20 protein-coding genes and 1 pseudogene are annotated in these 23,136 nt (G+C 42.6%); all 21 read left to right on the top strand.

Annotated features, from left to right (window positions below; genetic code table 11):
- A partial coding sequence (locus QMQ21_RS18000; protein WP_261814920.1) for a PTS mannose/fructose/sorbose/N-acetylgalactosamine transporter subunit IIC occupies window positions 1-769 on the top strand: 769 nt, incomplete at its 5' end.
- On the top strand, window positions 756-1,577 hold the full coding sequence (locus QMQ21_RS17995; protein WP_004262524.1) for a PTS system mannose/fructose/sorbose family transporter subunit IID: 822 nt from the start codon (window positions 756-758) through the stop codon (window positions 1,575-1,577). The genes QMQ21_RS18000 and QMQ21_RS17995, both read left to right, overlap by 14 nt.
- Before the next feature lie 3 nt (window positions 1,578-1,580).
- On the top strand, window positions 1,581-1,985 hold the full coding sequence (locus QMQ21_RS17990) for a PTS sugar transporter subunit IIA (RefSeq protein ID WP_261055101.1): 405 nt from the start codon (window positions 1,581-1,583) through the stop codon (window positions 1,983-1,985).
- Window positions 1,986-2,195: 210 nt separating this feature from the next.
- Window positions 2,196-3,362 carry an SIS domain-containing protein gene (locus QMQ21_RS17985; RefSeq protein ID WP_261016096.1) on the top strand — a complete coding sequence of 389 codons (1,167 nt, stop codon included), beginning with the start codon at window positions 2,196-2,198 and terminating at the stop codon, window positions 3,360-3,362.
- Window positions 3,363-3,477: 115 nt separating this feature from the next.
- A complete protein-coding gene (locus tag QMQ21_RS17980) occupies window positions 3,478-4,515 on the top strand; it encodes an aldose epimerase family protein (protein WP_261814919.1) in 1,038 nt (345 codons plus the stop codon).
- A 136-nt stretch (window positions 4,516-4,651) separates the two neighbouring features.
- Entirely contained in the window at window positions 4,652-5,848 is a 1,197-nt protein-coding gene (locus QMQ21_RS17975) for a CAP domain-containing protein (protein WP_033685249.1), read from the top strand.
- Between the two features lie 381 nt (window positions 5,849-6,229).
- The gene (locus QMQ21_RS17970; protein WP_261814918.1) at window positions 6,230-7,561 is read left to right on the top strand and encodes a glycosyltransferase; all 1,332 of its coding nucleotides are present in this window, start codon (window positions 6,230-6,232) and stop codon (window positions 7,559-7,561) included.
- A gap of 1 nt (window position 7,562) precedes the next feature.
- Window positions 7,563-8,918 carry a sodium:solute symporter family transporter gene (locus tag QMQ21_RS17965; RefSeq protein ID WP_261814917.1) on the top strand — a complete coding sequence of 452 codons (1,356 nt, stop codon included), beginning with the start codon at window positions 7,563-7,565 and terminating at the stop codon, window positions 8,916-8,918.
- Complete coding sequence (locus QMQ21_RS17960; RefSeq protein WP_261814916.1) at window positions 8,902-9,606, top strand: acylneuraminate cytidylyltransferase family protein; 705 nt, start codon at window positions 8,902-8,904, stop codon at window positions 9,604-9,606. Before QMQ21_RS17965 ends, QMQ21_RS17960 begins: the two co-directional genes overlap by 17 nt.
- Window positions 9,603-9,998: a hypothetical protein gene (locus QMQ21_RS17955; protein WP_261019106.1), complete on the top strand. Its 396-nt coding sequence runs from the start codon at window positions 9,603-9,605 to the stop codon at window positions 9,996-9,998. Before QMQ21_RS17960 ends, QMQ21_RS17955 begins: the two co-directional genes overlap by 4 nt.
- Window positions 9,988-10,845 (top strand): VOC family protein, encoded by an 858-nt coding sequence (locus QMQ21_RS17950; protein WP_261019107.1) that lies wholly within the window; start codon window positions 9,988-9,990, stop codon window positions 10,843-10,845. Before QMQ21_RS17955 ends, QMQ21_RS17950 begins: the two co-directional genes overlap by 11 nt.
- Before the next feature lie 95 nt (window positions 10,846-10,940).
- Entirely contained in the window at window positions 10,941-11,498 is a 558-nt protein-coding gene (locus QMQ21_RS17945) for a sugar O-acetyltransferase (protein WP_261814915.1), read from the top strand.
- A gap of 383 nt (window positions 11,499-11,881) precedes the next feature.
- Window positions 11,882-13,132: a dicarboxylate/amino acid:cation symporter gene (locus tag QMQ21_RS17940; protein ID WP_261019111.1), complete on the top strand. Its 1,251-nt coding sequence runs from the start codon at window positions 11,882-11,884 to the stop codon at window positions 13,130-13,132.
- Between the two features lie 14 nt (window positions 13,133-13,146).
- Window positions 13,147-14,085 (top strand): ATP-grasp domain-containing protein, encoded by a 939-nt coding sequence (locus tag QMQ21_RS17935; protein WP_070842785.1) that lies wholly within the window; start codon window positions 13,147-13,149, stop codon window positions 14,083-14,085.
- A 301-nt stretch (window positions 14,086-14,386) separates the two neighbouring features.
- A pseudogene (locus tag QMQ21_RS17930) lies at window positions 14,387-15,138 on the top strand (nucleoside phosphorylase).
- A gap of 33 nt (window positions 15,139-15,171) precedes the next feature.
- Window positions 15,172-16,551: a TrkH family potassium uptake protein gene (locus tag QMQ21_RS17925; RefSeq protein WP_261019112.1), complete on the top strand. Its 1,380-nt coding sequence runs from the start codon at window positions 15,172-15,174 to the stop codon at window positions 16,549-16,551.
- A gap of 13 nt (window positions 16,552-16,564) precedes the next feature.
- The gene (locus QMQ21_RS17920; protein ID WP_004258637.1) at window positions 16,565-17,230 is read left to right on the top strand and encodes a potassium channel family protein; all 666 of its coding nucleotides are present in this window, start codon (window positions 16,565-16,567) and stop codon (window positions 17,228-17,230) included.
- A 155-nt stretch (window positions 17,231-17,385) separates the two neighbouring features.
- On the top strand, window positions 17,386-18,402 hold the full coding sequence (locus QMQ21_RS17915; protein ID WP_261814912.1) for a glycosyltransferase family 2 protein: 1,017 nt from the start codon (window positions 17,386-17,388) through the stop codon (window positions 18,400-18,402).
- A gap of 115 nt (window positions 18,403-18,517) precedes the next feature.
- Window positions 18,518-21,229: an SSURE domain-containing protein gene (locus tag QMQ21_RS17910; protein ID WP_284525516.1), complete on the top strand. Its 2,712-nt coding sequence runs from the start codon at window positions 18,518-18,520 to the stop codon at window positions 21,227-21,229.
- Window positions 21,230-21,352: 123 nt separating this feature from the next.
- The gene (locus QMQ21_RS17905) at window positions 21,353-22,048 is read left to right on the top strand and encodes a response regulator transcription factor (protein WP_000520654.1); all 696 of its coding nucleotides are present in this window, start codon (window positions 21,353-21,355) and stop codon (window positions 22,046-22,048) included.
- Complete coding sequence (locus QMQ21_RS17900) at window positions 22,048-23,100, top strand: sensor histidine kinase (RefSeq protein ID WP_261814911.1); 1,053 nt, start codon at window positions 22,048-22,050, stop codon at window positions 23,098-23,100. Before QMQ21_RS17905 ends, QMQ21_RS17900 begins: the two co-directional genes overlap by 1 nt.
- Window positions 23,101-23,136: the final 36 nt, after the last annotated feature.

Genomic DNA, 23,136 nt, shown 5'->3' with positions numbered 1-23,136 from the left:
AACTGGTTTGTTTATCGGTGGTAGCTTGCAGTTGTTCGTTCTTGGGGTTGGTACCTTCGGTGGTGCTTCTCGTATTGACGCAACTTCTGGTGCGGTTCTTGCAACAGCCTTCTCAGTTTCACAAGGAATCGCTACAGACCTTGCGATCACAACAATCGCTGTTCCAGTAGCAGCACTTTTGACATACTTCGATGTTCTTGGACGTATGACAACTACTTTCTTCGCACACCGTATTGATGCTGCAATCGAACGCTTTGACTACAAAGGTATCGAGCGTAACTACTTGCTTGGTGCGATTCCTTGGGCTCTATCTCGTGCCCTTCCAGTCTTCTTTGCTCTTGCCTTTGGTGGTGCATTTGTTCAAGCAGTGGTAGATTTGGTTAAACAATACCAATGGGTTGCAGACGGTTTGACACTTGCAGGACGTATGCTTCCAGGTCTTGGATTTGCAATCTTGCTTCGTTACCTTCCAGTTAAACGTAACCTTCACTACCTTGCAATGGGCTTTGGTTTGACAGCTATGTTAACTGTACTTTACTCAAACGTAACAAGTCTTGGTGGCGCTGTTGCAGGTGTTATCGGTACTCTACCTAAAGATGTTGCTGAAAAAATTGCTTTTGTGAATAACTTCAAAGGTTTGTCTATGATCGGTATCTCTATCGTAGGTATCTTCCTTGCAGTGCTTCACTTCAAAAATAGCCAAAAAGTAGCTGTAGCAGCACCTTCTACACCATCAGAAAGTGGGGAAATCGAAGATGACGAATTCTAATTACAAACTTACAAAAGAAGATTTTAATCAAATCAACAAACGTAGCTTGTTTACTTTCCAATTAGGTTGGAACTACGAACGTATGCAAGCTTCTGGTTACCTTTACATGATCTTACCTCAATTGCGTAAAATGTATGGGGATGGAACTCCTGAATTGAAAGAAATGATGAAAGTTCATACTCAATTCTTCAATACTTCACCATTCTTCCACACTATTATCGCTGGTTTTGACCTTGCCATGGAAGAAAAAGATGGTGTAGGTTCAAAAGATGCCGTTAACGGTATCAAGACAGGTTTGATGGGACCATTCGCTCCTCTTGGTGATACTATCTTTGGTTCACTTGTACCTGCTATCATGGGATCTATCGCAGCAACTATGGCGATCGCTGGCCAACCTTGGGGTATCTTCCTTTGGATTGCAGTTGCAGTAGCTTATGACATCTTCCGTTGGAAACAGTTGGAATTTGCTTACAAAGAAGGGGTTAACCTTATCAATAACATGCAAAGTACTTTGACAGCCTTGATTGACGCTGCATCTGTACTTGGTGTCTTCATGATGGGTGCTCTTGTAGCAACAATGATCAACTTTGAAGTTTCTTATAAATTGCCAATCGGTGAAAAGATGATTGACTTCCAAGATATCTTGAACTCAATCTTCCCACGCTTGCTTCCAGCAATCTTTACTGCCTTTATCTTCTGGTTGCTTGGTAAGAAAGGTATGACTTCTACTAAAGCTATCGGTATCATTATCGCTCTTGCAGTAGGTCTTTCATTCATCGGTAAATTCTTGCTTGGAATGGGCGCATAATTTATGGCTAAATCATTAATTTTGGTGAGCCATGGTCGCTTCTGTGAAGAACTTAAAGGTAGCACAGAAATGATTATGGGTCCACAAGACAATATTCATGCAGTGGCTCTTCTTCCAGAAGATGGCCCAGAAGACTTTACTGCAAAATTTGAAGCTGCTATTGAAGGATTGGATGATTTCCTAGTCTTTGCGGATCTTCTCGGTGGAACACCATGTAACGTGGTCAGTCGTTTGATCATGGAAGGTCGTGACATCGAACTTTATGCAGGAATGAATCTTCCAATGGTGATTGAATTTATCAATGCGAGCCTTACAGGTGCAGATGCGGACTATAAGAACCGTGCTGCAGAAAGCATTGTGAAAGTTAATGACCTGTTAGCTGGCTTCGATGATGACGAAGATGAATAAGATGTGACAACGTGAAAATCAGAGGGAAAATAGGCGATAGGAGGATGGAGCGATTCTCCGACGATAATCGATCTTTTTCCCAAAGATTTTAGTTGGAACTCGATTCAATAAGATGTGATAACGTGAAAATCGTTAGAGCATTTTATATAGAATATACATGGGAATGGGGCTTACTCCCATTCCCATATTTAATAGAAAAAGAGGAATTCAATGCTACATTATACAAAAGAAGACTTGATCGAATTGGGTGCAGAAATCACTACACGTGAAATCTACCAACAGCCTGATGTATGGAAAGAAGCTTTTGAATCTTATCAATCAAAACATGAAGAAATTGCAGCCTTTCTGCAAGGGATTGCTGATAAACATGACTATATCAAGGTTATTTTGACAGGTGCGGGGACTTCTGCTTATGTGGGAGATACCTTGGTACCTTACTTTAAGGAAGTATATGACGAACGCAAATGGAATTTCAATGCCATTGCGACAACAGATATCGTTGCCAATCCAGAAACCTATTTGAAAAAAGATGTTGCGACTGTCCTTGTATCTTTTGCTCGTAGTGGGAACTCGCCTGAAAGTGTTGCGACTGTTGATTTGGCCAAAGCCTTGGTGGATGAGCTTTATCAGGTGACTATTACTTGTGCAGCGGACGGTAAGTTGGCTCTTCAAGCTCATGGAGATGACCGCAATCTCTTGCTTTTGCAACCAGCTGCTTCTAATGATGCTGGATTTGCCATGACTTCTAGCTTTACGTCTATGATGTTGACAGCTCTCTTGGTCTTTGATCCTACAGAATTTGCTGTTAAGTCTGAACGTTTTGAAGTTGTATCTAGTCTTGCCCGTAAAATTCTAGACAATGCAGAAGATGTCAAAGAACTTGTTGACCTAGACTTTAACCGTGTCATCTATCTAGGCGCTGGTCCTTTCTTTGGACTTGCTCATGAAGCTCAGCTCAAGATTTTGGAACTGACTGCTGGTCAAGTTGCGACTATGTATGAAAGCCCAGTCGGATTCCGTCACGGTCCAAAATCTCTTATCAACGAAGATACAGTTGTTTTGGTCTTTGGTACAACGACAGACTACACTCGTAAGTACGACTTGGACTTGGTTCGTGAAGTTGCTGGTGACCAGATTGCTCGTCGTGTTGTGCTTTTGAGTGATCAAGCTTTTGGTCTTGAAAATGTCAAAGAAGTGGTCCTTGGTTGTGGCGGTGTCTTGAATGATATTTACCGTGTCTTCCCTTACATTGTTTATGCCCAACTCTTTGCCCTATTGACTTCACTCAAGGTAGAAAATAAACCAGATACACCGTCTCCTACAGGTACCGTAAACCGTGTGGTACAAGGTGTTATCATCCACGAATATCAGAAGTAAGACAGTGTTTATGAATTCTTGACAAGAGGATTTGTATATTATCAGGCAAACCATAGATTGTCAATTCGCTTTCTATGGTTTGTTTGATTGAGAGAAATAGTAAAAGGAGAACAGAATGAAAGCATACACAGAGCGTGTGTTTGGAAATGTTGAGGGCAAGGATGTCTTGGCCTATCGATTTGAGACGAACGGTGGCTACCAGCTTGAGGTTATGACTTATGGCGCGACTATCTTGCGCTATGTCACACCTGATAAGGCTGGAAACTTTGCCAATGTTATTTTGGGATTTGATGATTTTGATAGCTATGTAGGCAATAGTCCCAAGCATGGAGCTAGCGTAGGTCCTGTGGCAGGCCGTATTGCAGGTGCGACCTTTGAGCTTAATGGCAAGAACTATGACCTTGAAGTCAACAATGCTAGCAACTGTAACCACAGTGGTTCAACTGGTTGGGATTCCAGCTTGTTTGAATTGGTCGAGGTGAGCGACCATGGCTTGACTCTCTACACAGAGCGTACAGATGGGACAGGAGGGTTCCCTGGAAATCTCAAGATTTGGATCAGTTACCACTTAGAAGAAACTGGTGCCTATGAAATCAGCTACAAGGTGACAACCGATCAAGATACGCTGGTCAATCCAACCAACCACAGCTATTTCAACTTGTCTGGTGATTTCACGCAGACGATTGACCGCCATGTCTTCCAACTAAATACAGAGGGCATTTACCCAATCGCTCCCGACGGTGTTCCTGCCAAAACTCCAGATGCCAATCGTGATGTGGTTAAACACATCTACAATGGTACCTTGTTGAAGGATATCTTTGCAGAGGAAGATGAGCAAATCCAGCTGGTATCTGGTTTGGATCATCCATTCGCTCTTCCTGCAGGTCATGACAATGCTGGATTCCTTTATGACCAAAACTCAGGTCGCTTCCTGCTTTTCAAGACAGAAGCTCCTTGCTTTGTAGTTTACACAGCAAACTTTGTGGATGAGAGTGTCATCATAGGAGGTCAGCCAATGGTACAGCACAATGGGATTGCCCTTGAAGCCCAGGCTTTACCAGATGCCATTCATAGCGACCTCAAAGACCAAGTCATTCTTAAAGCCGGTCAAACCTTTACAAGCAAGACACGTTATGAGCTTGTTGTGAAATAGAGGATGAAGATTCTACTTTTCGGGGTGAGTTTTATTTACCTCATGACATTAGTAGAAATGGGCAAAGAATAGGAAAATATGATATAATTTAATATTGAAAATACCTGTCCTATCTAAAGGATAAAAGGAGAAAAAAATGAAGAAAATTGTATTTGCTAGCGCCTTGGCTTTGACTTTAGCTGGAGCAGTTTTGACAAATGATGTTTTTGCCAATGACAGACTTGTGGCAACACAATCTGCAGATGGTAGAAATGAAAATGTCTTGAGTTCAGAAGTGCTTAACCCTGCTAGTGGCAATGTTTTGGTTGGATTAAAGGGAGAATTTTTGACTCCAGACCAACAAGCTATCTTAGATGCCATCAATGCTATCCGTAAAGAGGCAGCTGACGAAGGTTTGGTAGATAAGTATGTCCCTATCAAATGGTCGACTGACCTAGAAAAGGCAGCTTTTGCCAGAGCTGCAGAAGCTTCTGTAACCATGGACCATACTCGTCTTTCTGGTAAAGAAATCTGGAGTGCCTTCCCATCAGGAAACAGTGTACTAGGAGAAAACTTGGGTTGGAACCATGATGGTTTTCTAAAAGCTCTTGAACAATGGCGTGCTGAAAAAGCAGACTACGTGAAGAAGAAATCAGGTGGTTCAACAAATGGTGGATCTGGTCATTATCAGACTTTGATTAGCCCTAAATTTACACATATGGGGATTGCTGCCTTTAAGAACCCAAATAACCCATATAATGCCGTAACGATTGCTCAGGCTTTTGGTGATGCTGCTACTTCAGAAGAGTTGGTAGGCAGTTACGGTCCGGCTATCCAGTATGCAGAAGTGACTTCATCTAACTTGTCAACAGTTAAAAATAAAGCAGTCGTAGTTGAAAAAGCGCTGAAAGAATTTAGAACTTCTAGTTCAGACCAATCTGGTTGGGTGAAAACAGATGGAAAATGGTATTTCTATGAGTCTGGTGATCTGAAGACAGGCTGGGTGAAAACGGGTGGTAAATGGTACTACTTGGATGACCTAGGTGTCATGCAGACAGGATTTGTAAAAGTAGATGGTAGCTGGTATTACTTGAGTAGCTCAGGTGCTATGTTTACAGGCTGGGGTACAGACGGAAATAGATGGTTCTACTTTGATGGCTCAGGAGCTATGAAGACAGGCTGGCTCAAAGAAAATGGAATCTGGTACTACCTTGATGCGTCTGGTATCATGAAGACAGGTTGGTTTAAAGTTGGCCAATACTGGTACTATGCATATGGTTCTGGAGCTTTGGCAGTCAGCACAACAACACCAGACGGTTATAAAGTAAATGGAAATGGTGAATGGGTAAACTAGGCAACTAGTGAACAAATAGTCTGTTTCAATAGCTTTTTATAACGAAGTTGTAAAATGATATAACCTTAAAATGGGGAAGGCTAATTTGCCTTCTCTATTTTCTTGAAAGTTGTAAACAAAAAAATTACAATGCCTACCTACGTAGTACAGATGATTTCAGAGAATCGATTTATAAACAATAAGAAAACTCCCCCACGCTATCCTGTCTAAACCAGTCCATCTTGCAGATGGTCAGTCTTTGTGATAGAATAGCATAAAGTCCTTTTGAGGGGGAACTTGCTAGGAAATCCCCAAGCATTGTAACGGATGAACCACCCTCGCCTTTTTGTGAGGGTGGTTTTTCCTTTGTAAGCAATAAATAAGAGAGAAAGAGTCTACATCATGTCGAGAATTGTCACCATTCATCCAGCCAAGGAAATCCATCGCTACGGTTTTGAGAGCACTCAGGCCTATCGCGCCCGCATAGCACGACATCTGGGTTTGGGATATGTTCACCTTGTATCGAGTCCTCAGCTTCGTCCTGACTGGAAGAAAGATTTAATCAAGTTAGGATTTTTAGAAAAGGAACTGCTCTGTGTTCCGCATAGTTTTTCAGATATAGGCCATGCAGACTTATCAGTGAAGCCAGAAAGTTTAACGCTAGTAGCTGGAGATCAGGTTGAGCTCAATGAAGACGGTTTTGTCGCCTCAGTTACCTTAGGAGATGGCTCGGGGAGATATTACTATACCAAGGGGCCCTTCTTGTTTGAAGATTTCAAGGAGAAGGAACTTCGTTGGTATCATGAAAATGGAGAACTGGCCCTTGAAGGACGCTTTATCGATCCCTTTAAAGAACCCTCTCCTGTAACCATCTTTTACCCAGAATATATCTACCGCATAGGAGGAGAAATCTGTTCTGAAGAGGACTTGCTGGTCAAGTTCCTAGCCAGATGGGCCCAGCAAACCGACCTCTTCATTCGTGACCAACAAATCGTTCCCAAACCCAGCCTCTGGCGTTATATGGAAAACACGGACAAAAATTACTATGAAGTCATCCATGAAAATGTCATGCGAGACTTACGCCTCGCCAATCTGCGCAAGACAAACAAATACCTGGTTGCTAGTGAAAAGTTGACAGAAAGTTTGGCCAAGGAAGGTTACCAGACAAGATTCCTGCCACCTATGTTTACAGAAAATCCCGGTCAAATCAAAGAAGTGGGACCTGTGCTAGACTATTGTTTAGTGGGTCATATGGGAGAAGGCAAGAATGTGGAGCTTGTCATTGAAGCCTTTATCGAACTCTACAAACGTGGCTCCAAGGCCCAGATTACCTTTTATGGTGGCTCAGAGGAACGTCTAGCAGAATTACAGAATCAATATGATCTTCCGCCAACCATTCACTTTAAAGGTATCGTTAACGAAGTGCCTTATCATCTGCACCAATGCTATCTGTCTGCAAGTTATACAGAATTATTTGCTAACGCTTGCGTCGAAGCCTTGAGTCAAGGTTTGCTGGCCTTGTTATCGGATGTGGAGATTGCCCATCGTTTCTATGCTGGTCAGTCCAATGCCATCAACTTATTTAAAACTAAATCAGAGTTGATTCAAAAGATAGAAGAGATGGAACAGCCTGATTTTTATCTATTAAATGAAAAAAATCTAGCCTTAGCTTCTCGCTATTCTCTGGAAAAAGTAGCTCAAAGCTACCGAGAGCTATTAGATAGGAACTTCTAGGATGTTGGGAATTCTAGTTACCCTGTTGCTCTATTTTTGCTTGATTTCCTTGATTGCCTATCGGAAAAAAGGGAGTGAAGAGGACTATTATCAGGTTAAGAAAGCTGTTCCAGTGACAGTTTTGGCCTTCTCAGTCTTTGCCACCTTACTCAGCCCTATTTCCTTTCTGACTCTGGTTGGGAATGCCTATACAGGCAGGTCCTATCTCTGGTTTGCCCAGTGCGGGATTTTTCTAGCCATTCCACTAGCTCATCGCTACTTTCTGCCCCTCTATCAAAAGGGAAACTATGAGACAGCCTATCATCTTTTAGAGGACAAGTTTCAATCGACTGGCATTCGTTCACTGGCCTCAGGTCTTTTCATCCTCTACCAGTTGGGGCGAATAGCAGTGGTGACCTATTTGTTGTCTCAGGCCTTAGCGCCCTTTATCCCTCTCAATCAGCTGATCTTGTCTGGTTTACTCCTTCTTTTGACGGTCTATTATCTGGCAAGGGGTGGTCTCTTGGTTGTGCTGTGGACGGACTTCTTTCAAGGCTTGGTCCTACTGGCTATATTGGCCCTATTTCTACCAAGAATTGCCCAATCTGGTTTAGTCGTGAATAGCAGTCAACAGCTATCTCACTTTGCAGAGACGCTGGATGGGAAGACGGTCTTCATCTTAGTTGCAGGAGCAGGTTTTAGTAGCTTGTTTTCCTACGTTTCTTCGCAGGATATCGTCCAACGTTTTAATAGCAAAATGGGGCGTCAGAAGATTGGAAAAATCTTATGGTTACAGGGACTTTTGTCCTTTGGGATTGCTAGTCTATTGTATCTGATTGGCTGCTTGATTCGTCAGGAAAATTTCACCACCACATCGACCAATCCTGTTCTCATTGCTTACGCTCGGGAAGGTCTGGCACCTTGGTTTGGTGGTTTCATCATGCTGGCTCTCTTGGCAGCAGGCCAATCCACAGTTTCATCCAGTATGAATGCAATCGTGACCTGCTTGAAGTTGGATTTCGCTTGGTCAAAGATTCACTGGTCGCCAAGTATTCTATCCTTTGTCTTAGCAGGTCTGTCCTGGCTCCTCTGCCTCTTGCTCATGAATGCAGAAATCTACTCCATCTACGAATGGATTAACGGCTTTATGGGTTTGACACTGGGTGTGATTGGTGGTTTGTACCTCTTGGTTTTGCTCCTCAAAAGACCGAACTTACAGTTAGCCAAAATCTATCTGGTCTTTAGTCTAGGAGCCTTGGTTCTCTATCATTACAGTGGTTTCTTTGCCAACCCCAATCCCTGGTTAAATAGCATCATTACCACTCTATCTGCCCTGTTTATCTCAATTCTAGGAATACTATATGAAAGTAACATCTAAACCCATAGCCGTCATTTTGATTCGTTCGGGTTCACGCGGCTTAGTGGATAAAAATATCAAACTGCTTGCAGGCAAACCCTTGGTTTTCTATACAATAGAAGTCGCTCTAGCCTCCGAGCTATTTAGTGACATCTGGGTCTCCTCAGACTCACTAGCCTATCTAGAACTCTGTCGTCAAGCCTATCCAGAAATTCATTGTGTCCATAGACCGAAAGAATTAGCCCTATCAACAACCTCTAGCTTAGAAACCTTACGAGACTTTTTACAGCCCTTTGAGGAAGAGCAGGTCTTTGTGAATCTACAGGTGACCTCACCCTTGAGAGAGGTGGAGCATCTCATCGAGTCCTATCAACTCTATTGTCAGTCTGGTGCCGACCATTTGATTTCCTGTGTCAAGGCAGACAAAAGTCGTAGCCTTTTCTTGCAGTTTGCGGAGTTGTCATTTATCCGTCCCCCTCAGGTATCTAAGCACTATGCTCGGCAGAAAGAGCCTGTCTATTACTATCCAAACGGTAGTATCTGGATTTCTCGCAAGGACCTTTACCTACGAGATGAGACCTTTTACACGAATAAAACAGTAGCCTATGAAATGCCCAAACTCTATTCTTATGATATCGACGATGCCTTGGACTTTGAAGTCGTTGAGACCTTGCTGCACCATCACCACCTAGGAGAATCAAAGAGATGAAACACCTCATCATTGCCACAACGCCCTTACAGGCTAAGATTGCCCAGCATATCAAGGGACTCTATCCTGATCAGGACTTCGTCAGTCTTTATGTCAGTCCTGTCAAAAATGCCCGACAGGAGCATTATGCTAAGGATTTTGACCACGTTCACTATCCTCAAACGGCAGAGGACTTGGCTCAGATTTGTCAGGAGTTTGCCGGCGACTATGACACCATTTTTTATGCTAGTTTTGACAATAGCTTGATTCTAGACTTGGTTGCTAGCTCTACTTACCAACACCTCATGAGTTTCGATGATGGCTATGCGGATATTTACCCCTTGGGTATGTATGCTTGGCCTCTCCAACCTAGTCAGGTAGGGCCTTTGGGCTTGAGCATTTATGACCTATGAATACCAGAGCCATATTTATTTAGCCGAGGCAGTTTTAAATGTAAAGGATTTAGCGAGTCAAACAGCTTTTTATCAGCAGATTATTGGTTTAGAAATCTTATCTCAAACGGAGACAGAGGCTATTCTGGGACTTGGTGGAAAAGCCTTGGTACACTTGATTCAAGCACAAGAGAGCGGTGAAGTAAGGGAACATTATGGCCTTTACCATCTGGCTATTCTTTTGCCGATACGAAAGGCATTGGCTGATGTCTTGAAACACCTGACAGATTTACAGATTCCTCTTGTCGGCGGTGCAGACCATGGTTACAGTGAGGCCCTTTACTTGGAGGATTTGGAGGGGAATGGCATTGAACTCTATCGAGATAAGCCAGTTTCTACATGGGATATTCGAGAAGACGGGCGTATTATCGGGGTGACTGAGGCCCTTGCGGCGCAGGATATCTATGAGTTGGGAGAAAGGGTAGAGCCTTTTATCCTAGCAGAAGGTACGAGAATGGAGCATATCCATCTGTCCGTCAAGGATAGTCGAAAGTCCAGTCAGTTTTATAAAAAGGTGTTAGGACTAGAGGATAAATTCAGTGTGCCTAGTGCTAGTTGGATTGCAGCTGGGGACTACCATCATCATTTGGCAGTCAATGAATGGGGAGGAAAAGGTTTGGCCCCGGGTAAGCAAGGCTTGCCAGGTTTAGCCTATTATGTCATTGAAGTTGCTGGTAAGGAAGAACTGTTAACAATTGCCCAGCGAGCACAAGCAGATGAAGCACCAATCAAGTGGCTGACATCTAGCCAGTTGGAAATCACAGACCCAGATGGAATTGTGACTCGTATTCGTTTAGACAGGATATGATGACAATCAGAGGATTAATTGTAGAAAGTGCTCCCTATTCTAGTCAGATACGTAGAAAATTTGATATGATAGTAGGGAACAAGGAGAAGAATACAATGACCAGTGAATACCAGAAAATGATAGCGGGAGAGGTTTACCGTCCATCGGACCCAGAATTGCGGGCCTTGGCTCAGACTTCTCGCCAAAAACAGTCTGCCTTTAACAAGGAAGAAGATCCCTTGAAGGGAGCCGAAATCATCAAGGCTTGGTTTGGGACAACCGGACAAAATCTTTATGTTAATCCACGACTGGTGGTCGATTATGGGGTCAATATTCATCTAGGGGAAAATTTTTATTCTAATTGGAACTTGACCATGCTGGATGTTTGTCCGATTCGCATCGGGGACAATGCTATGATTGGTCCCAACTGTCAGTTCTTGACTCCCCTCCATCCATTGGACCCGCAGGAACGTAATTCAGGTGTGGAATACGGGGAGCCCATTACCATTGGAGATAATTTCTGGGCTGGAGGAGGTGTCATTGTCCTTCCTGGAGTAACACTCGGGAATAATGTTGTTGCTGGAGCAGGGGCTGTAATCACCAAGTCCTTCGGCGACAATGTTGTCCTAGCTGGTAATCCTGCGCGTGTGATTAAGGAGATACCTGTGAGATAGAAGTAAAAGAGGCTGGGAAAAACTCAATTTCAAGAAAAATGAAGTAAATCTTTCAACAATAAAACGTATAATATCAAGGTTGTTCATTACCTGATATTATGCGTTTTTCTGATTTCAAAGACTTTTTACTCAGCCTCTTTTTGTAGATTTGATACTTGAAGTCACTCTTCTTGATCATTATGGAATTGATCCATCTAGTTGAGTAGTTTAGATGGTGGTGTTTTTCTAACATAAAAAATTCATAATGGATAGCGAAATAGATATGACGACACTTTGAGATATTGTTATAAATCTTTTTTATGGTCACAATAGAAAATATATATTAGTCAAGCTAGAAGATTCGTAGTAGAATAATTAGCAAATAAAAGCAAAGGGGTTATTTTATGAAATTAGTTAATTTATGGTCAAAACTTTCACTCGGTTTGCAATTATTGCTAGCTTTGATTTTAGGTGTTATTTTTGCAGTAATCTGGCCACAATTTGCAGGTTTTTATCAATTTTTAGGACAAGCATTTATTAAATTGGTGAACATGGTCATTATTCCACTAATATTCCCAATTATAGTAGTTGCAGTGGCTAGTGTCATTGGAAAAAAATCGTTTGGTAAAATTTTAACGAAGACCTTACTCTACTTTTTCGCTGTTACAACTGCAATCACTTTGTTATTTGTATTCTCTAGTTACTATTTGGGATTTGGTCAAGGTGTGAATATTGGTCAAACTGGAGCTAATATCGACGGGATAGCTAATAATGTCCAATTGAGTGAGTTTTTACTTGGTTTTATTCCATCAAATATTGTGAAGTCAATTTCAGAAGGCTCTCTTCTTCCAATTATTGTTTTTGCTATATTTCTTGGTTATGGAATTGGTAGCTTGAAGAGTGATAAAACCCAAAAAATTCTTGAAGGTTTCCAGATCTGGATTGAAGCTATTTATAAAATTGTAACTGTTATTGTAAAATTATCTCCTGTCGGAATCTTTGGCTTTATTGCAAAAGATGTCGCTAGTACAGGGATTGATAAGTTAGTTGGACTTGGTCAATTTGTTATTGGAACTTATTTGGCCTATGGAGTTCTCATTTTAGTTATTTTCCCTCTGATCGCCTCTATCTTTAAAGTTCCATATTTGACTGCTTTTCGTGAAAATTGGAGCCTCTTGACTCTAGCATTTATTTCGGGTAGTTCGAGTGTTGTGTTGCCGTCCCTATTGAAGGATTTAAAGAAACAGGGACATGATGAGAATACGATTGATTTGGTTGTCCCTTTAGGATATACTTTTAATCTAGAAGGAGCAGCTGTCTATTTTTCAGTAGCCACTATTTTTATCGCACATGCTTACGGTATCCAATTTTCATTATCAAGTCTCTTATTTACAGTTTTACTTTTGACCTTAATTGGGAAAACTGCAGCTACTGTTCCATCAGGAGCTATAGTAGTTTTGTTGGCAGCAGCACCCCAGCTTGGATTGCCAGTAGAAGGAGTAGCCTTGATTTTTGCAGTTGATTTCTTTGTGAATGCTGGCCGTACAATGATCAATGTTTTGGGTCAAATCTTAACGGTCAGTGTCATTGAAAAAACAGAAGGTTATAGTTTAGAGGAAGACAAGCAACATCAATTGTCAGTTAACTTTTCTTAAAGGAGATAGGAGTTATGAGTAACGCAAAAGTTTATGTGATTCATGAAAATATTGAATGGACACAGCATTTAGTAAAATGGTTAGAAAAAATACAAGTACCTTATGAATTATGGGATCTATCGAGTGGGATATTAGATCTTCAAAGCCCACCTCCACAAGGAATTTTTTATAATAGGATGTCCGCATCTTCTCATACGAGAGGGCATCGCTATGCACCAGAGTTCACGGAGCAGGTGCTTACTTGGCTAGAGGCTCATGGACGTAAAGTAGTTAATGGAACGGGAGCCATCAATCTAGAAATCAGTAAGGTGAAACAATATTTGAAATTAAATGAATCTGGTATCGAGACTCCAGCAACAGTTGCTGTTTTGGGCCCAGAAAATATCATTGAAGCAGCAAGAAAATTGAATATCTATCCTTTGATTACCAAGCATAATAGAGCAGGAAAGGGATTAGGAGTGCAACTTTTCCAAAATGAAGAAGAACTAGAAGCTTATGTTAATAGTTCTGCTTTTGAACCTTCAGTAGATGGTATTACCTTGTTGCAGGCTTATATTAAACCAAGTGATGGTCGTATCCGTCGTTCAGAGTTTATCAATCAGAAGTTCCTTTATACTGTTTCAATTGATTCTTCAGATGGTTTCCAACTTTGTCCAGCAGATGGTTGTCAAATCGGTAAGAGACCAGAACAACTGGAAACTTCTGAAAAATTCCAAATTACAGAACCTCTACCAGAATCTCAAAAAGAAGCTTATGAAGCCTTCCTTAAAAATGCTCATATTGATGTGGCAGCTATAGAATGGGTTCAATCAGAAAGCGGAGATATTTATGTGTATGATGTAAATACCAATACAAACTATAATCCTACAGCGGAACAGAATGCTGACATCTTTGCTCATCAACATCTGGCTGAATATCTAAAAAGGGAGTTAGAAGCTCTTTATAGTGAATAATCATCTTGGAAGTTGATCTTTTAAAAATTTGATAATAACTTCCAGATAGAGTGCGACATAAATACTTTTCTTTCAAAGTAACAGTTATCAGCAACAGCTACTAATATATAACGTCCCCTCTGAAGATTAATTACAGAGGGGCTACGTTTGTAATGTTTACTCTAATTCCTTATGATTTATAAAATCACTTAGTGTCGAGAATTCCAAGAATACTGAGATTTTTTCTCCTCAGTTCATCAGCTTCCTCCTTGACACTCGGTCAGCTTTTGATACAATAGTACAAAATCAGAGGAGGTGGGCTATGATTCAGAAACATGCGATTCCCATTTTAGAGTTTGATGATAATCCTCAGGCGGTCATCATGCCCGATCACGAGAAGCTGGATTGAAGTGTGTCTATGCATTTTTAGGTGAGGAGATTGACCGTTATGCGAGGGAAGTAGGGGCGGACTGTGTCGGCGAATTCGTTTCTGCGACCAAGACCTATACAGTCTATGCCATCAACTACAAGGGAGAGGAAATTTGTCTGGCTCAGGCTCCTGTTGGTTCTGCCGCAGCAGCCCAGTTTATGGATTGGTTGATTAGCTATGGTGTGGAGCAAATTATTTCCACTGGCACCTGTGGTGTGCTAGCTGACATAGAGGAGAACGCCTTTCTCGTCCCTGTTAGGGCTCTACGAGATGAAGGGGCCAGCTACCACTATGTGGCACCTTCTCGTTATATGGAACTTCAGCCAGAGGCTATTGCTGCCATTGAGCGAGTTTTTGAAGACAGAGAGATTCCCTATGAAGAAGTCCTGACCTGGTCCACAGATGGTTTTTACCGAGAAACGGCTGAAAAGGTGGCTTATCGCAAGGAGGAAGGCTGTGCTGTTGTGGAGATGGAGTGTGCTGCACTTGCGGCAGTAGCCCAACTGCGTGGGGTTCTCTGGGGAGAGTTGTTGTTTACAGCGGATTCTCTAGCAGACTTGGACCAGTACGATAGTCGTGACTGGGGTTCAGAAGCTTTCGAAAAGGCCTTGGAACTCTGCCTTGAGATAGCCTCTCAGATCTAGCTACTCTCCTTCTTTTTATGGTACAATGGATGTATGTTATTCAAATTATTTGTGAAAAAACTTGAAAGGGTCTTTGGCGGACTTTCGCCAGCACGTCGGATTTTTTTAAGTTTTGCCGGAGTTATTTTTATAGGTTCTCTTCTTTTGAGTTTGCCTTTTGTTCAGGCAAGTGGTTCGCAGGCTACTTATTTTGACCATCTCTTTACGACGGTGTCTATGGTCTGTGTAACCGGCCTTTCTACGCAACCGGTAGCTACTACCTATAATGTCTGGGGGCAGTTGATTTGTATGCTTTTGATACAGATTGGTGGTCTGGGGCTCATGACCTTTATCGGGGTCTTTTATATTCAGGGGAAGCAAAAGCTCAGTCTTCGCAGTCGTGAAACTATTCAGGAAAGCTTTAGTTACGGGGAGACTCGGTCTCTGAAGGCCTTTATGCGGTTCATCTTTTTGACAACTTTTCTGGTGGAGGGCTTGGGTGCCTTCCTACTAAGTTTTCGTTTTATTCCTGAGTTTGGCTGGGGACGAGGTATTTTCACCTCTATCTTTTTAGCCATTTCAGCCTTTTGTAATGCAGGTTTTGATAATTTCGGCAGTAGCAGTTTAGTGGCTTTTCAGACGGATCCCTTGATTAATCTGGTCATTGCTGGTTTGATTATCACGGGTGGTCTCGGCTTTATGGTCTGGTTTGACTTGGCAACCCAGTTTGACAAGAAGAAAAAACGTCGTCTGCGTTTCCACACCAAACTAGTCCTCTTCTTGACTGCAGGGATTTTGCTATTTGGGACAGTATCCACACTCTTTACGGAATGGCACAATCCTGGAACCATTGGCAATCTCAGTGTTCCAGAGAAAGTGCTGGTTAGTTTTTTCCAAACTGTCAGCATGAGAACGGCCGGTTTTGCCTCTATTGACTATACTCAAGCTAGGCCTGTGACCTTGTTTATCTATATCTTACAGATGTTTCTCGGAGGGGCGCCTGGAGGGACGGCTGGGGGTCTCAAGATTACGACTTTCTTTGTCTTGTTGGTTTTTGCGCGTAGTGAATTGCTGGGCTTGCCTCATGCCAATGTTGCGCAGAGAACCATTGAGGCTCGAACAGTCCAAAAATCCTTTAGTGTCTTCATTATCTTTTTGATGACCTTCTTGTTGGGCTTGGTGTTGTTGGGAATTACGGCAGAAGGAACACCGCGATTTATCTACCTTATGTTTGAGACCATTTCAGCTCTTGCGACAGTTGGGGTAACGGCAAATCTGACGCCAGAATTGGGCAAGTTAGCTCTTAGCATTGTCATGGTGCTCATGTTTATTGGCCGTATCGGTCCCTTGACCTTGCTGGTTAGTCTAGCGGATTACCAGCCTGATAAGAAAGATTTGATTCAGTATATGAAAGCAGATATTAGTATTGGATAAGAAAGGAAGAATGATGTCAGATCGTACGATTGGAATTTTAGGCTTGGGGATTTTCGGGAGTAGTGTCCTGATGGCCCTTGCCAAGCAAGATATGAATATCATTGCTATTGACGACCACGCCGAGCGTATCAATCAATTTGAGCCAGTTTTGGCGCGTGGAGTTGTGGGCGATATTACAGACGAGGAACTCCTCAGAACTGCAGGAATTGATACCTGTGACACGGTTGTAGTGGCAACAGGGGAAAATCTAGAGTCGAGTGTGCTTGCAGTTATGCATTGTAAGAGTCTAGGGGTACCAAGGGTTATTGCCAAGGTCAAAAGCCAGACAGCTAAGAAGGTGCTAGAAAAAATCGGTGCTGACTCGGTGATTTCACCTGAGTATGAAATGGGGCAGTCTCTAGCGCAGACCATTCTCTTTCATAACAATGTTGATGTCTTTCAGTTGGATAAAAATGTGTCTATCGTAGAGATGAAAATTCCGAGTGTCTGGGCAGGTCAAAGCCTGAGTCAGCTAGATTTACGTGGCAAATACAATCTCAATGTCCTAGGGTTTCGTGAACAAGAAAATTCACCACTGGATGTCCAGTTTGGTCCTAATGACCTCTTGAAAGCAGATGCCTATATCTTGGCGGTCATTAACAACCAGTATCTAGATGACTTGGCAGAATTAAATTCGTAAGGAGGGGGATCCCCTCTTTTTTGATGTCCAAAATAGCAAATAGAGATAGTAACCCTTGTATTCTAATAAAAGTCCTTCAAAGTCTGGACTTTATGGTAAAATAGAAAGAAGTGACAAGAGAGAAAGAAAAAATCAGTCCCCTAAAGGAGTAGATTATGAAGTTACTGTCTATCGCCATCCCTAGCTATAATGCCGCTGCCTATCTTCATTACTGTGTGGAGTCGCTAGTGATTGGTGGTGAGCAAGTTGAGATTTTGATTATCAATGATGGGTCTCAGGACCAGACTCAGGAAATCGCTGAGCGTTTAGCCAGCAAGTATCCTAGCATCGTTAGAGCCATCTATCAGGAAAATAAGGGCCATGGCGGTGCTGTCAATCGAGGCTTGGCAGAGGCTTCTGGTCGTTATTTTAAAGTAGTTGATAGTGATGACTGGGTAGATCCTCGTGCCTATTTAAAAATTCTTGAAACCTTGCAGGAACTAGAGAGTGAAGGGCAGGAAGTTGACGCCTTTGTGACCAATTTTGTCTATGAAAAGGAAGGACAGTCTCGTAAGAAGAGTATGAGTTACGAGTCCGTCTTGCCTGTCCAGCAGATTTTTGGCTGGAATCAGGTTGGAAATTTCTCAAAAGGTCAGTATATCATGATGCACTCGCTAATTTACCGGACAGATTTGTTGAGAGCGAGCCAGTTCCAACTGCCTGAGCATACTTTTTATGTCGATAATCTTTTTGTCTTTACCCCCCTTCAGCAGGTCAAGAGCATGTACTATCTGCCTGTTGATTTCTATCGTTATTTGATTGGGCGTGAGGACCAGTCTGTCAATGAGCAAGTGATGATTAAGCGCATTGACCAGCAACTAAAGGTCAATCGACTCTTGGTAGACCAGCTTGATTTGTCCCAAGTGAGTCATCCAAAAATGCGAGAATATTTGCTGAATCATATTGAAATCACGACGGTGATTTCCAGTGCCTTGCTCAACCGAGCAGGCACAGCAGAGCATCTGGCAAAAAAACGGGAGCTGTGGACCTATATTCAGCAGGAAAATCCAGAGGTCTTTCAGGCTATTCGCAAAACCATGCTCAGCCGTTTGACCAAACATTCAGTCTTGCCAGCTCGCAAACTTTCCAATGTCGTCTATCAAATCACCAAGTCTGTTTATGGATTTAATTAATATAAGTATTTTATAAGAGGGATTTAAGAAAAATTTTAACTTTTTCTTAATCCTTTTTAATTTTAGGAGATTATACTAGAGTCATCAAATAAAGAAAAACTCTAAGGAGAATCCTATGAAATTCAATCCAAATCAAAGATATACTCGTTGGTCTATCCGCCGTCTTAGCGTCGGTGTTGCCTCAGTTGTTGTAGCCAGTGGCTTTTTTGTCCTAGTTGGTCAACCAAGTTCTGTACGTGCCGATGTGGTCAATCCAACCCCTGCCCAAGTCGTGCCAGACGCTGCTTCGGTGAGTGAAAAGAGCGACTTACCAGCAGAACTTCTCAAAGAAGCAGTCGATACAGCTCTTCCTTCAGAACAGGCAGACGCAACACCTAAAGCAAGCTTGGATGCTACAAGCTCTCCAGAAAAAGTGAATGTAGCTGATAAAGACCAAGTGGTAGCGCCAAAAGAAGAAGTGCAAGCAAAACCAGAATCTAAGAAAGAAACAGAGGATGCGGTTAAACCTGCGACAAATCCTGCGCCTACAGTTTCCGGACAAAACCGTGAAGCAAATGAAGCGCAACCAGCAACTACTCCAGCTGAAGTCCAAAAAGGCGTAGCCGACAACACCAAAGATACAGTAGACGTCCCAGCCACTTACTTAGACAAGGCCAACTTCCCAGGTCCATTCACAGCCGGTGTCAACCAAGTCATTCCATATGAATTCTTCGCTGGTGACGGTATGTTGACTCGCCTTATCTTGAAAGCATCCGACAAAGCCCCATGGTCAGACAACGGTTCAGCTAAAAATCCCGCTCTCCCACCAGTAGAGAAATTAGGCAAAGGCCTCTACTTCTATGAAGTGGATTTGGCAGGTACCCAAGGCAAATCAGACAAAGAACTTCTTGACCTCTTGAAACAAAACGGCACTCAAAGTTATAAAGCTACTATCAAGGTGTACGGTGCTAAAGATGGCAAGGCCGACTTGAGCAATCTCGTAGCGACTAAGGATTTGGATGTCAACTTGAACGGCTTAACTACTCCAGCTGAAGTCCAAAAAGGCGTGGCTGACAATACTAAAGACACAGTAGATGTTCCAGCTACTTACTTGGATAAAGCGAATTTCCCAGGGCCATTCACAGCCGGTGTCAATCAAGTTATTCCTTACGAGTTCTTCGCCGGTGACGGTATGTTAACTCGCCTTATCTTGAAGGCCTCAGACAAGGCTCCATGGTCAGACAACGGTTCAGCTAAAAATCCCGCTCTTCCACCAGTAGAGAAATTAGGCAAAGACCTCTACTTCTACGAAGTAGATTTGGCTGGCACTCAAGGTAAATCTGATAAAGAGCTTCTAGACCTCTTGAAACAAAACGGCACTCAAAGCTATAAAGCCACTATCAAGGTTTACGGTGCCAAAGATGGCAAGGCCGATTTGAGCAACCTCGTAGCGACTAAGGATTTGGATGTCAACTTGAATGGCTTGACTACCCCAGCTGAAGTGCAAAAAGGTGTGTCCGACAACACTAAAGACACAGTAGATGTTCCAGCATCTTACTTGGACAAAGCGAACTTCCCTGGTCCATTCACAGCCGGTGTCAACCAAGTCATTCCATACGAATTCTTCGCTGGTGACGGTATGTTGACTCGCCTTATCATGAAAGCTTCTGACAAGGCTCCATGGTCAGACAATGGTTCAGCTAAAAATCCCGCTCTCCCACCAGTAGAAAAATTAGGCAAAGGCCTTTACTTCTATGAAGTGGACTTGGCAGGTACTCAAGGTAAATCAGACAAAGATTTGCTTGACCTCTTAAAACAAAATGGTACTCAAAGCTATAAAGCTACCATCAAAGTTTACGGTGCGAAAGACGGCAAGGCTGATTTGAGCAATCTCGTAGCGACAAAAGATTTGGATGTCAATTTGAATGGCTTAACCACTCCAGCTGAAGTTCAAAAAGGTGTGGCTGACAACACCAAAGACACAGTGGATGTCCCAGCTACTTACTTGGACAAAGCCAACTTCCCAGGCCCATTTACAGCTGGTGTCAACCAAGTCATTCCATATGAATTCTTCGCTGGTGACGGTATGTTGACTCGTCTTATCTTGAAAGCTTCTGACAAGGCCCCATGGTCAGACAACGGCTCAGCTAAAAATCCAGCTCTTCCACCAGTAGAAAAATTGGGCAAAGGCCTTTACTTCTACGAAGTGGATTTGGCAGGAACTCAAGGTAAATCTGATAAAGAGCTTCTAGACCTCTTGAAACAAAACGGAACTCAAAGTTATAAAGCTACTATTAAAGTGTACGGTGCTAAAGATGGCAAGGCAGACTTGAGCAACCTTGTAGCGACAAAAGATTTGACAGTGAACTTGCATGGACATCAGTCTCTGATTCCGATGCAGTCAGGTTTCGTCCCATCTTCTAATGGTTCAGCTATGCCGGCTCCAATGATGAATAGTCATCAAGATGCATCTAAGATGAACGCTCAAATGCCTAGTGCCAATCAAGATGAGATGAAATCTAAAATGCCAGCTGCTAGTCAGGATAAGATGATGCCTAACAAAGAGCAGGACAAAACCATGAATGCTAGCCAGCCTATGGCAACACCAAGCATGAAACAAGATCAAGCTCCAGCAGCCTCAAGCAAAATGTCTGATGAAGGCAAGATGGTATCTAATAACAAGGTATCAAGTCCAATGATGGCTGATCAAATGAAAGACCAAAAAGACATGCTTCCATATACTGGTGAAGCCCAAACATCAATGGCTACTCTTGGATTCTTTGGATTAGCCTTGGCCGGACTTCTAGGTGGACTCGGTTTGAAAGCTAAAAAAGAAGAAAATGACTAGTCTAGCTACAGACTTTCTATCTAGGATATGAAAAATCCAGATATCGTTTAGAATGTTCGTAAAGAGATTAAAATAGTGTTATACTATTGTGGTATAGCACTGTTTTTTTCAAAGGAGAGACAGATGGGAAAGACAATTTTACTCGTTGACGACGAGGTAGAAATCACAGATATTCATCAACGTTATCTGGTTCAGGCAGGATATCAGGTTTTGGTGGCCCATGATGGAGTAGAGGCCTTAGAAATCTTCAAGAGAAAACCAATTGATTTGATTATTACAGATATCATGATGCCTCGGATGGATGGTTATGATTTGATTAGCGAAGTTCAGTATCAATCTCCGGATCAGCCTTTTCTCTTTATCACGGCTAAGACCAGTGAGCAGGACAAGATTTACGGCTTGAGCTTAGGGGCAGATGACTTTATTGCCAAGCCCTTTAGTCCTCGTGAGCTGGTTTTGCGTGTCCACAATATCTTGCGTCGCCTTCATCGTGGAGGTGAGACAGAAGTCGTCAGTCTCGGGAATTTACGGATGAATCATGGTAGCCATGAGGTCCAAGTTGGAGATGTGGCGCTTGATTTGACCGTCAAATCCTTCGAACTTCTATGGCTTTTAGCCAGCAATCCAGAGCGGGTTTTCTCTAAGACAGACCTCTATGAAAAGGTCTGGCAAGAAGACTATGTGGATGACACCAATACCTTGAATGTTCATATTCATGCTCTTCGACAGGAGTTGGCTAAACATGCTAGTTCAGAAACACCCACCATCAAAACCGTCTGGGGCTTGGGCTACAAAATTGAGAAAGCACGAGGTAGTTAATGAAATTAAAAAGTTATATTTTAGTGGGGTATGTCATTTCAACACTCCTAACGATTATCGTGGTTTTTTGGGCCATCCAGCGCATGTTAATTGAAGAAAGAGAAATTTATTTCCTAGTGGGTATGACTCTTGTGGCTAGTTTTATCGGTGCTGGGATTAGTCTCTTTCTCCTATCGCCTGTCTTTACTTCATTGGGCAAACTCAAGGAACATGCCAAGCGGGTAGCGGACAAGGACTTTCCATCAAGTCTGGAGGTTCAAGGACCTGTAGAATTTCAGCAATTAGGCCAAGCTTTCAATGAAATGTCCCATGATTTGCAGGCCACCTTTGATTCCTTGGAAGAAAGCGAACGAGAAAAGGGCTTGATGATTGCTCAACTTTCGCATGATATCAAGACCCCCATCACTTCGATCCAAGCGACGGTAGAAGGGATTTTGGATGGGGTTATCAAGGAAGGCGAACAGGACCATTATCTAGCAACCATTGGGCGTCAGACTGAAAGACTCAATAAACTGGTTGAGGAGTTGAATTTTTTGACCCTAAACACAGCTAGAAATCAGGTCGAAACGACCAGCAAAGACAGCATTTTTTTGGACCAGCTCTTGATTGAGTGCATGAGTGAATTTCAGTTCTTGATTGAGCAGGAGGAGCGAGATGTCCATTTGCAGGTAATCCCAGAGTCTGCCCGGATTGAAGGAGATTATGCCAAACTTTCTCGTATCTTGGTGAATCTGGTCAATAACGCTTTTAAATATTCTGCTCCAGGAACCAAGCTGGAGGTGGTGGCTAAGCTGGAAAATAACCAGCTTTCAATCAGTGTGACCGATGAGGGACAGGGGATTGCCCCAGAGGACTTGGAGAATATTTTCAAACGTCTTTATCGTGTCGAAACTTCGCGTAATATGAAAACAGGTGGTCATGGCTTAGGGCTTGCGATTGCGCGTGAATTGGCCCATCAATTGGGTGGGGAAATCACAGTTACTAGCCAGTACGGTCTAGGAAGCACCTTTACCCTCCTTCTCAATCTCTCTGGCAATGAAAATAAAGCTTAAAACCCCTTTACAAATCTAGCCATTCATGGTAAAATG

It is taken from the genome of Streptococcus bouchesdurhonensis (genome assembly GCF_948472335.1).
This window is presented reverse-complemented; position numbering and strand designations above follow the sequence as displayed.

Bases quoted from the DNA above. Each gene is read 5' to 3' on its own strand.
- QMQ21_RS17995 (WP_004262524.1), top strand. From the start codon at position 756: ATGACGAATTCTAATTACAAACTTACAAAAGAAGATTTTAATCAAATC.
- QMQ21_RS17990 (WP_261055101.1), top strand. From the start codon at position 1,581: ATGGCTAAATCATTAATTTTGGTGAGCCATGGTCGCTTCTGTGAAGAA.
- QMQ21_RS17985 (WP_261016096.1), top strand. From the start codon at position 2,196: ATGCTACATTATACAAAAGAAGACTTGATCGAATTGGGTGCAGAAATC.
- QMQ21_RS17980 (WP_261814919.1), top strand. From the start codon at position 3,478: ATGAAAGCATACACAGAGCGTGTGTTTGGAAATGTTGAGGGCAAGGAT.
- QMQ21_RS17975 (WP_033685249.1), top strand. From the start codon at position 4,652: ATGAAGAAAATTGTATTTGCTAGCGCCTTGGCTTTGACTTTAGCTGGA.
- QMQ21_RS17970 (WP_261814918.1), top strand. From the start codon at position 6,230: ATGTCGAGAATTGTCACCATTCATCCAGCCAAGGAAATCCATCGCTAC.
- QMQ21_RS17965 (WP_261814917.1), top strand. From the start codon at position 7,563: ATGTTGGGAATTCTAGTTACCCTGTTGCTCTATTTTTGCTTGATTTCC.
- QMQ21_RS17960 (WP_261814916.1), top strand. From the start codon at position 8,902: ATGAAAGTAACATCTAAACCCATAGCCGTCATTTTGATTCGTTCGGGT.
- QMQ21_RS17955 (WP_261019106.1), top strand. From the start codon at position 9,603: ATGAAACACCTCATCATTGCCACAACGCCCTTACAGGCTAAGATTGCC.
- QMQ21_RS17950 (WP_261019107.1), top strand. From the start codon at position 9,988: ATGACCTATGAATACCAGAGCCATATTTATTTAGCCGAGGCAGTTTTA.
- QMQ21_RS17945 (WP_261814915.1), top strand. From the start codon at position 10,941: ATGACCAGTGAATACCAGAAAATGATAGCGGGAGAGGTTTACCGTCCA.
- QMQ21_RS17940 (WP_261019111.1), top strand. From the start codon at position 11,882: ATGAAATTAGTTAATTTATGGTCAAAACTTTCACTCGGTTTGCAATTA.
- QMQ21_RS17935 (WP_070842785.1), top strand. From the start codon at position 13,147: ATGAGTAACGCAAAAGTTTATGTGATTCATGAAAATATTGAATGGACA.
- QMQ21_RS17925 (WP_261019112.1), top strand. From the start codon at position 15,172: ATGTTATTCAAATTATTTGTGAAAAAACTTGAAAGGGTCTTTGGCGGA.
- QMQ21_RS17920 (WP_004258637.1), top strand. From the start codon at position 16,565: ATGTCAGATCGTACGATTGGAATTTTAGGCTTGGGGATTTTCGGGAGT.
- QMQ21_RS17915 (WP_261814912.1), top strand. From the start codon at position 17,386: ATGAAGTTACTGTCTATCGCCATCCCTAGCTATAATGCCGCTGCCTAT.
- QMQ21_RS17910 (WP_284525516.1), top strand. From the start codon at position 18,518: ATGAAATTCAATCCAAATCAAAGATATACTCGTTGGTCTATCCGCCGT.
- QMQ21_RS17905 (WP_000520654.1), top strand. From the start codon at position 21,353: ATGGGAAAGACAATTTTACTCGTTGACGACGAGGTAGAAATCACAGAT.
- QMQ21_RS17900 (WP_261814911.1), top strand. From the start codon at position 22,048: ATGAAATTAAAAAGTTATATTTTAGTGGGGTATGTCATTTCAACACTC.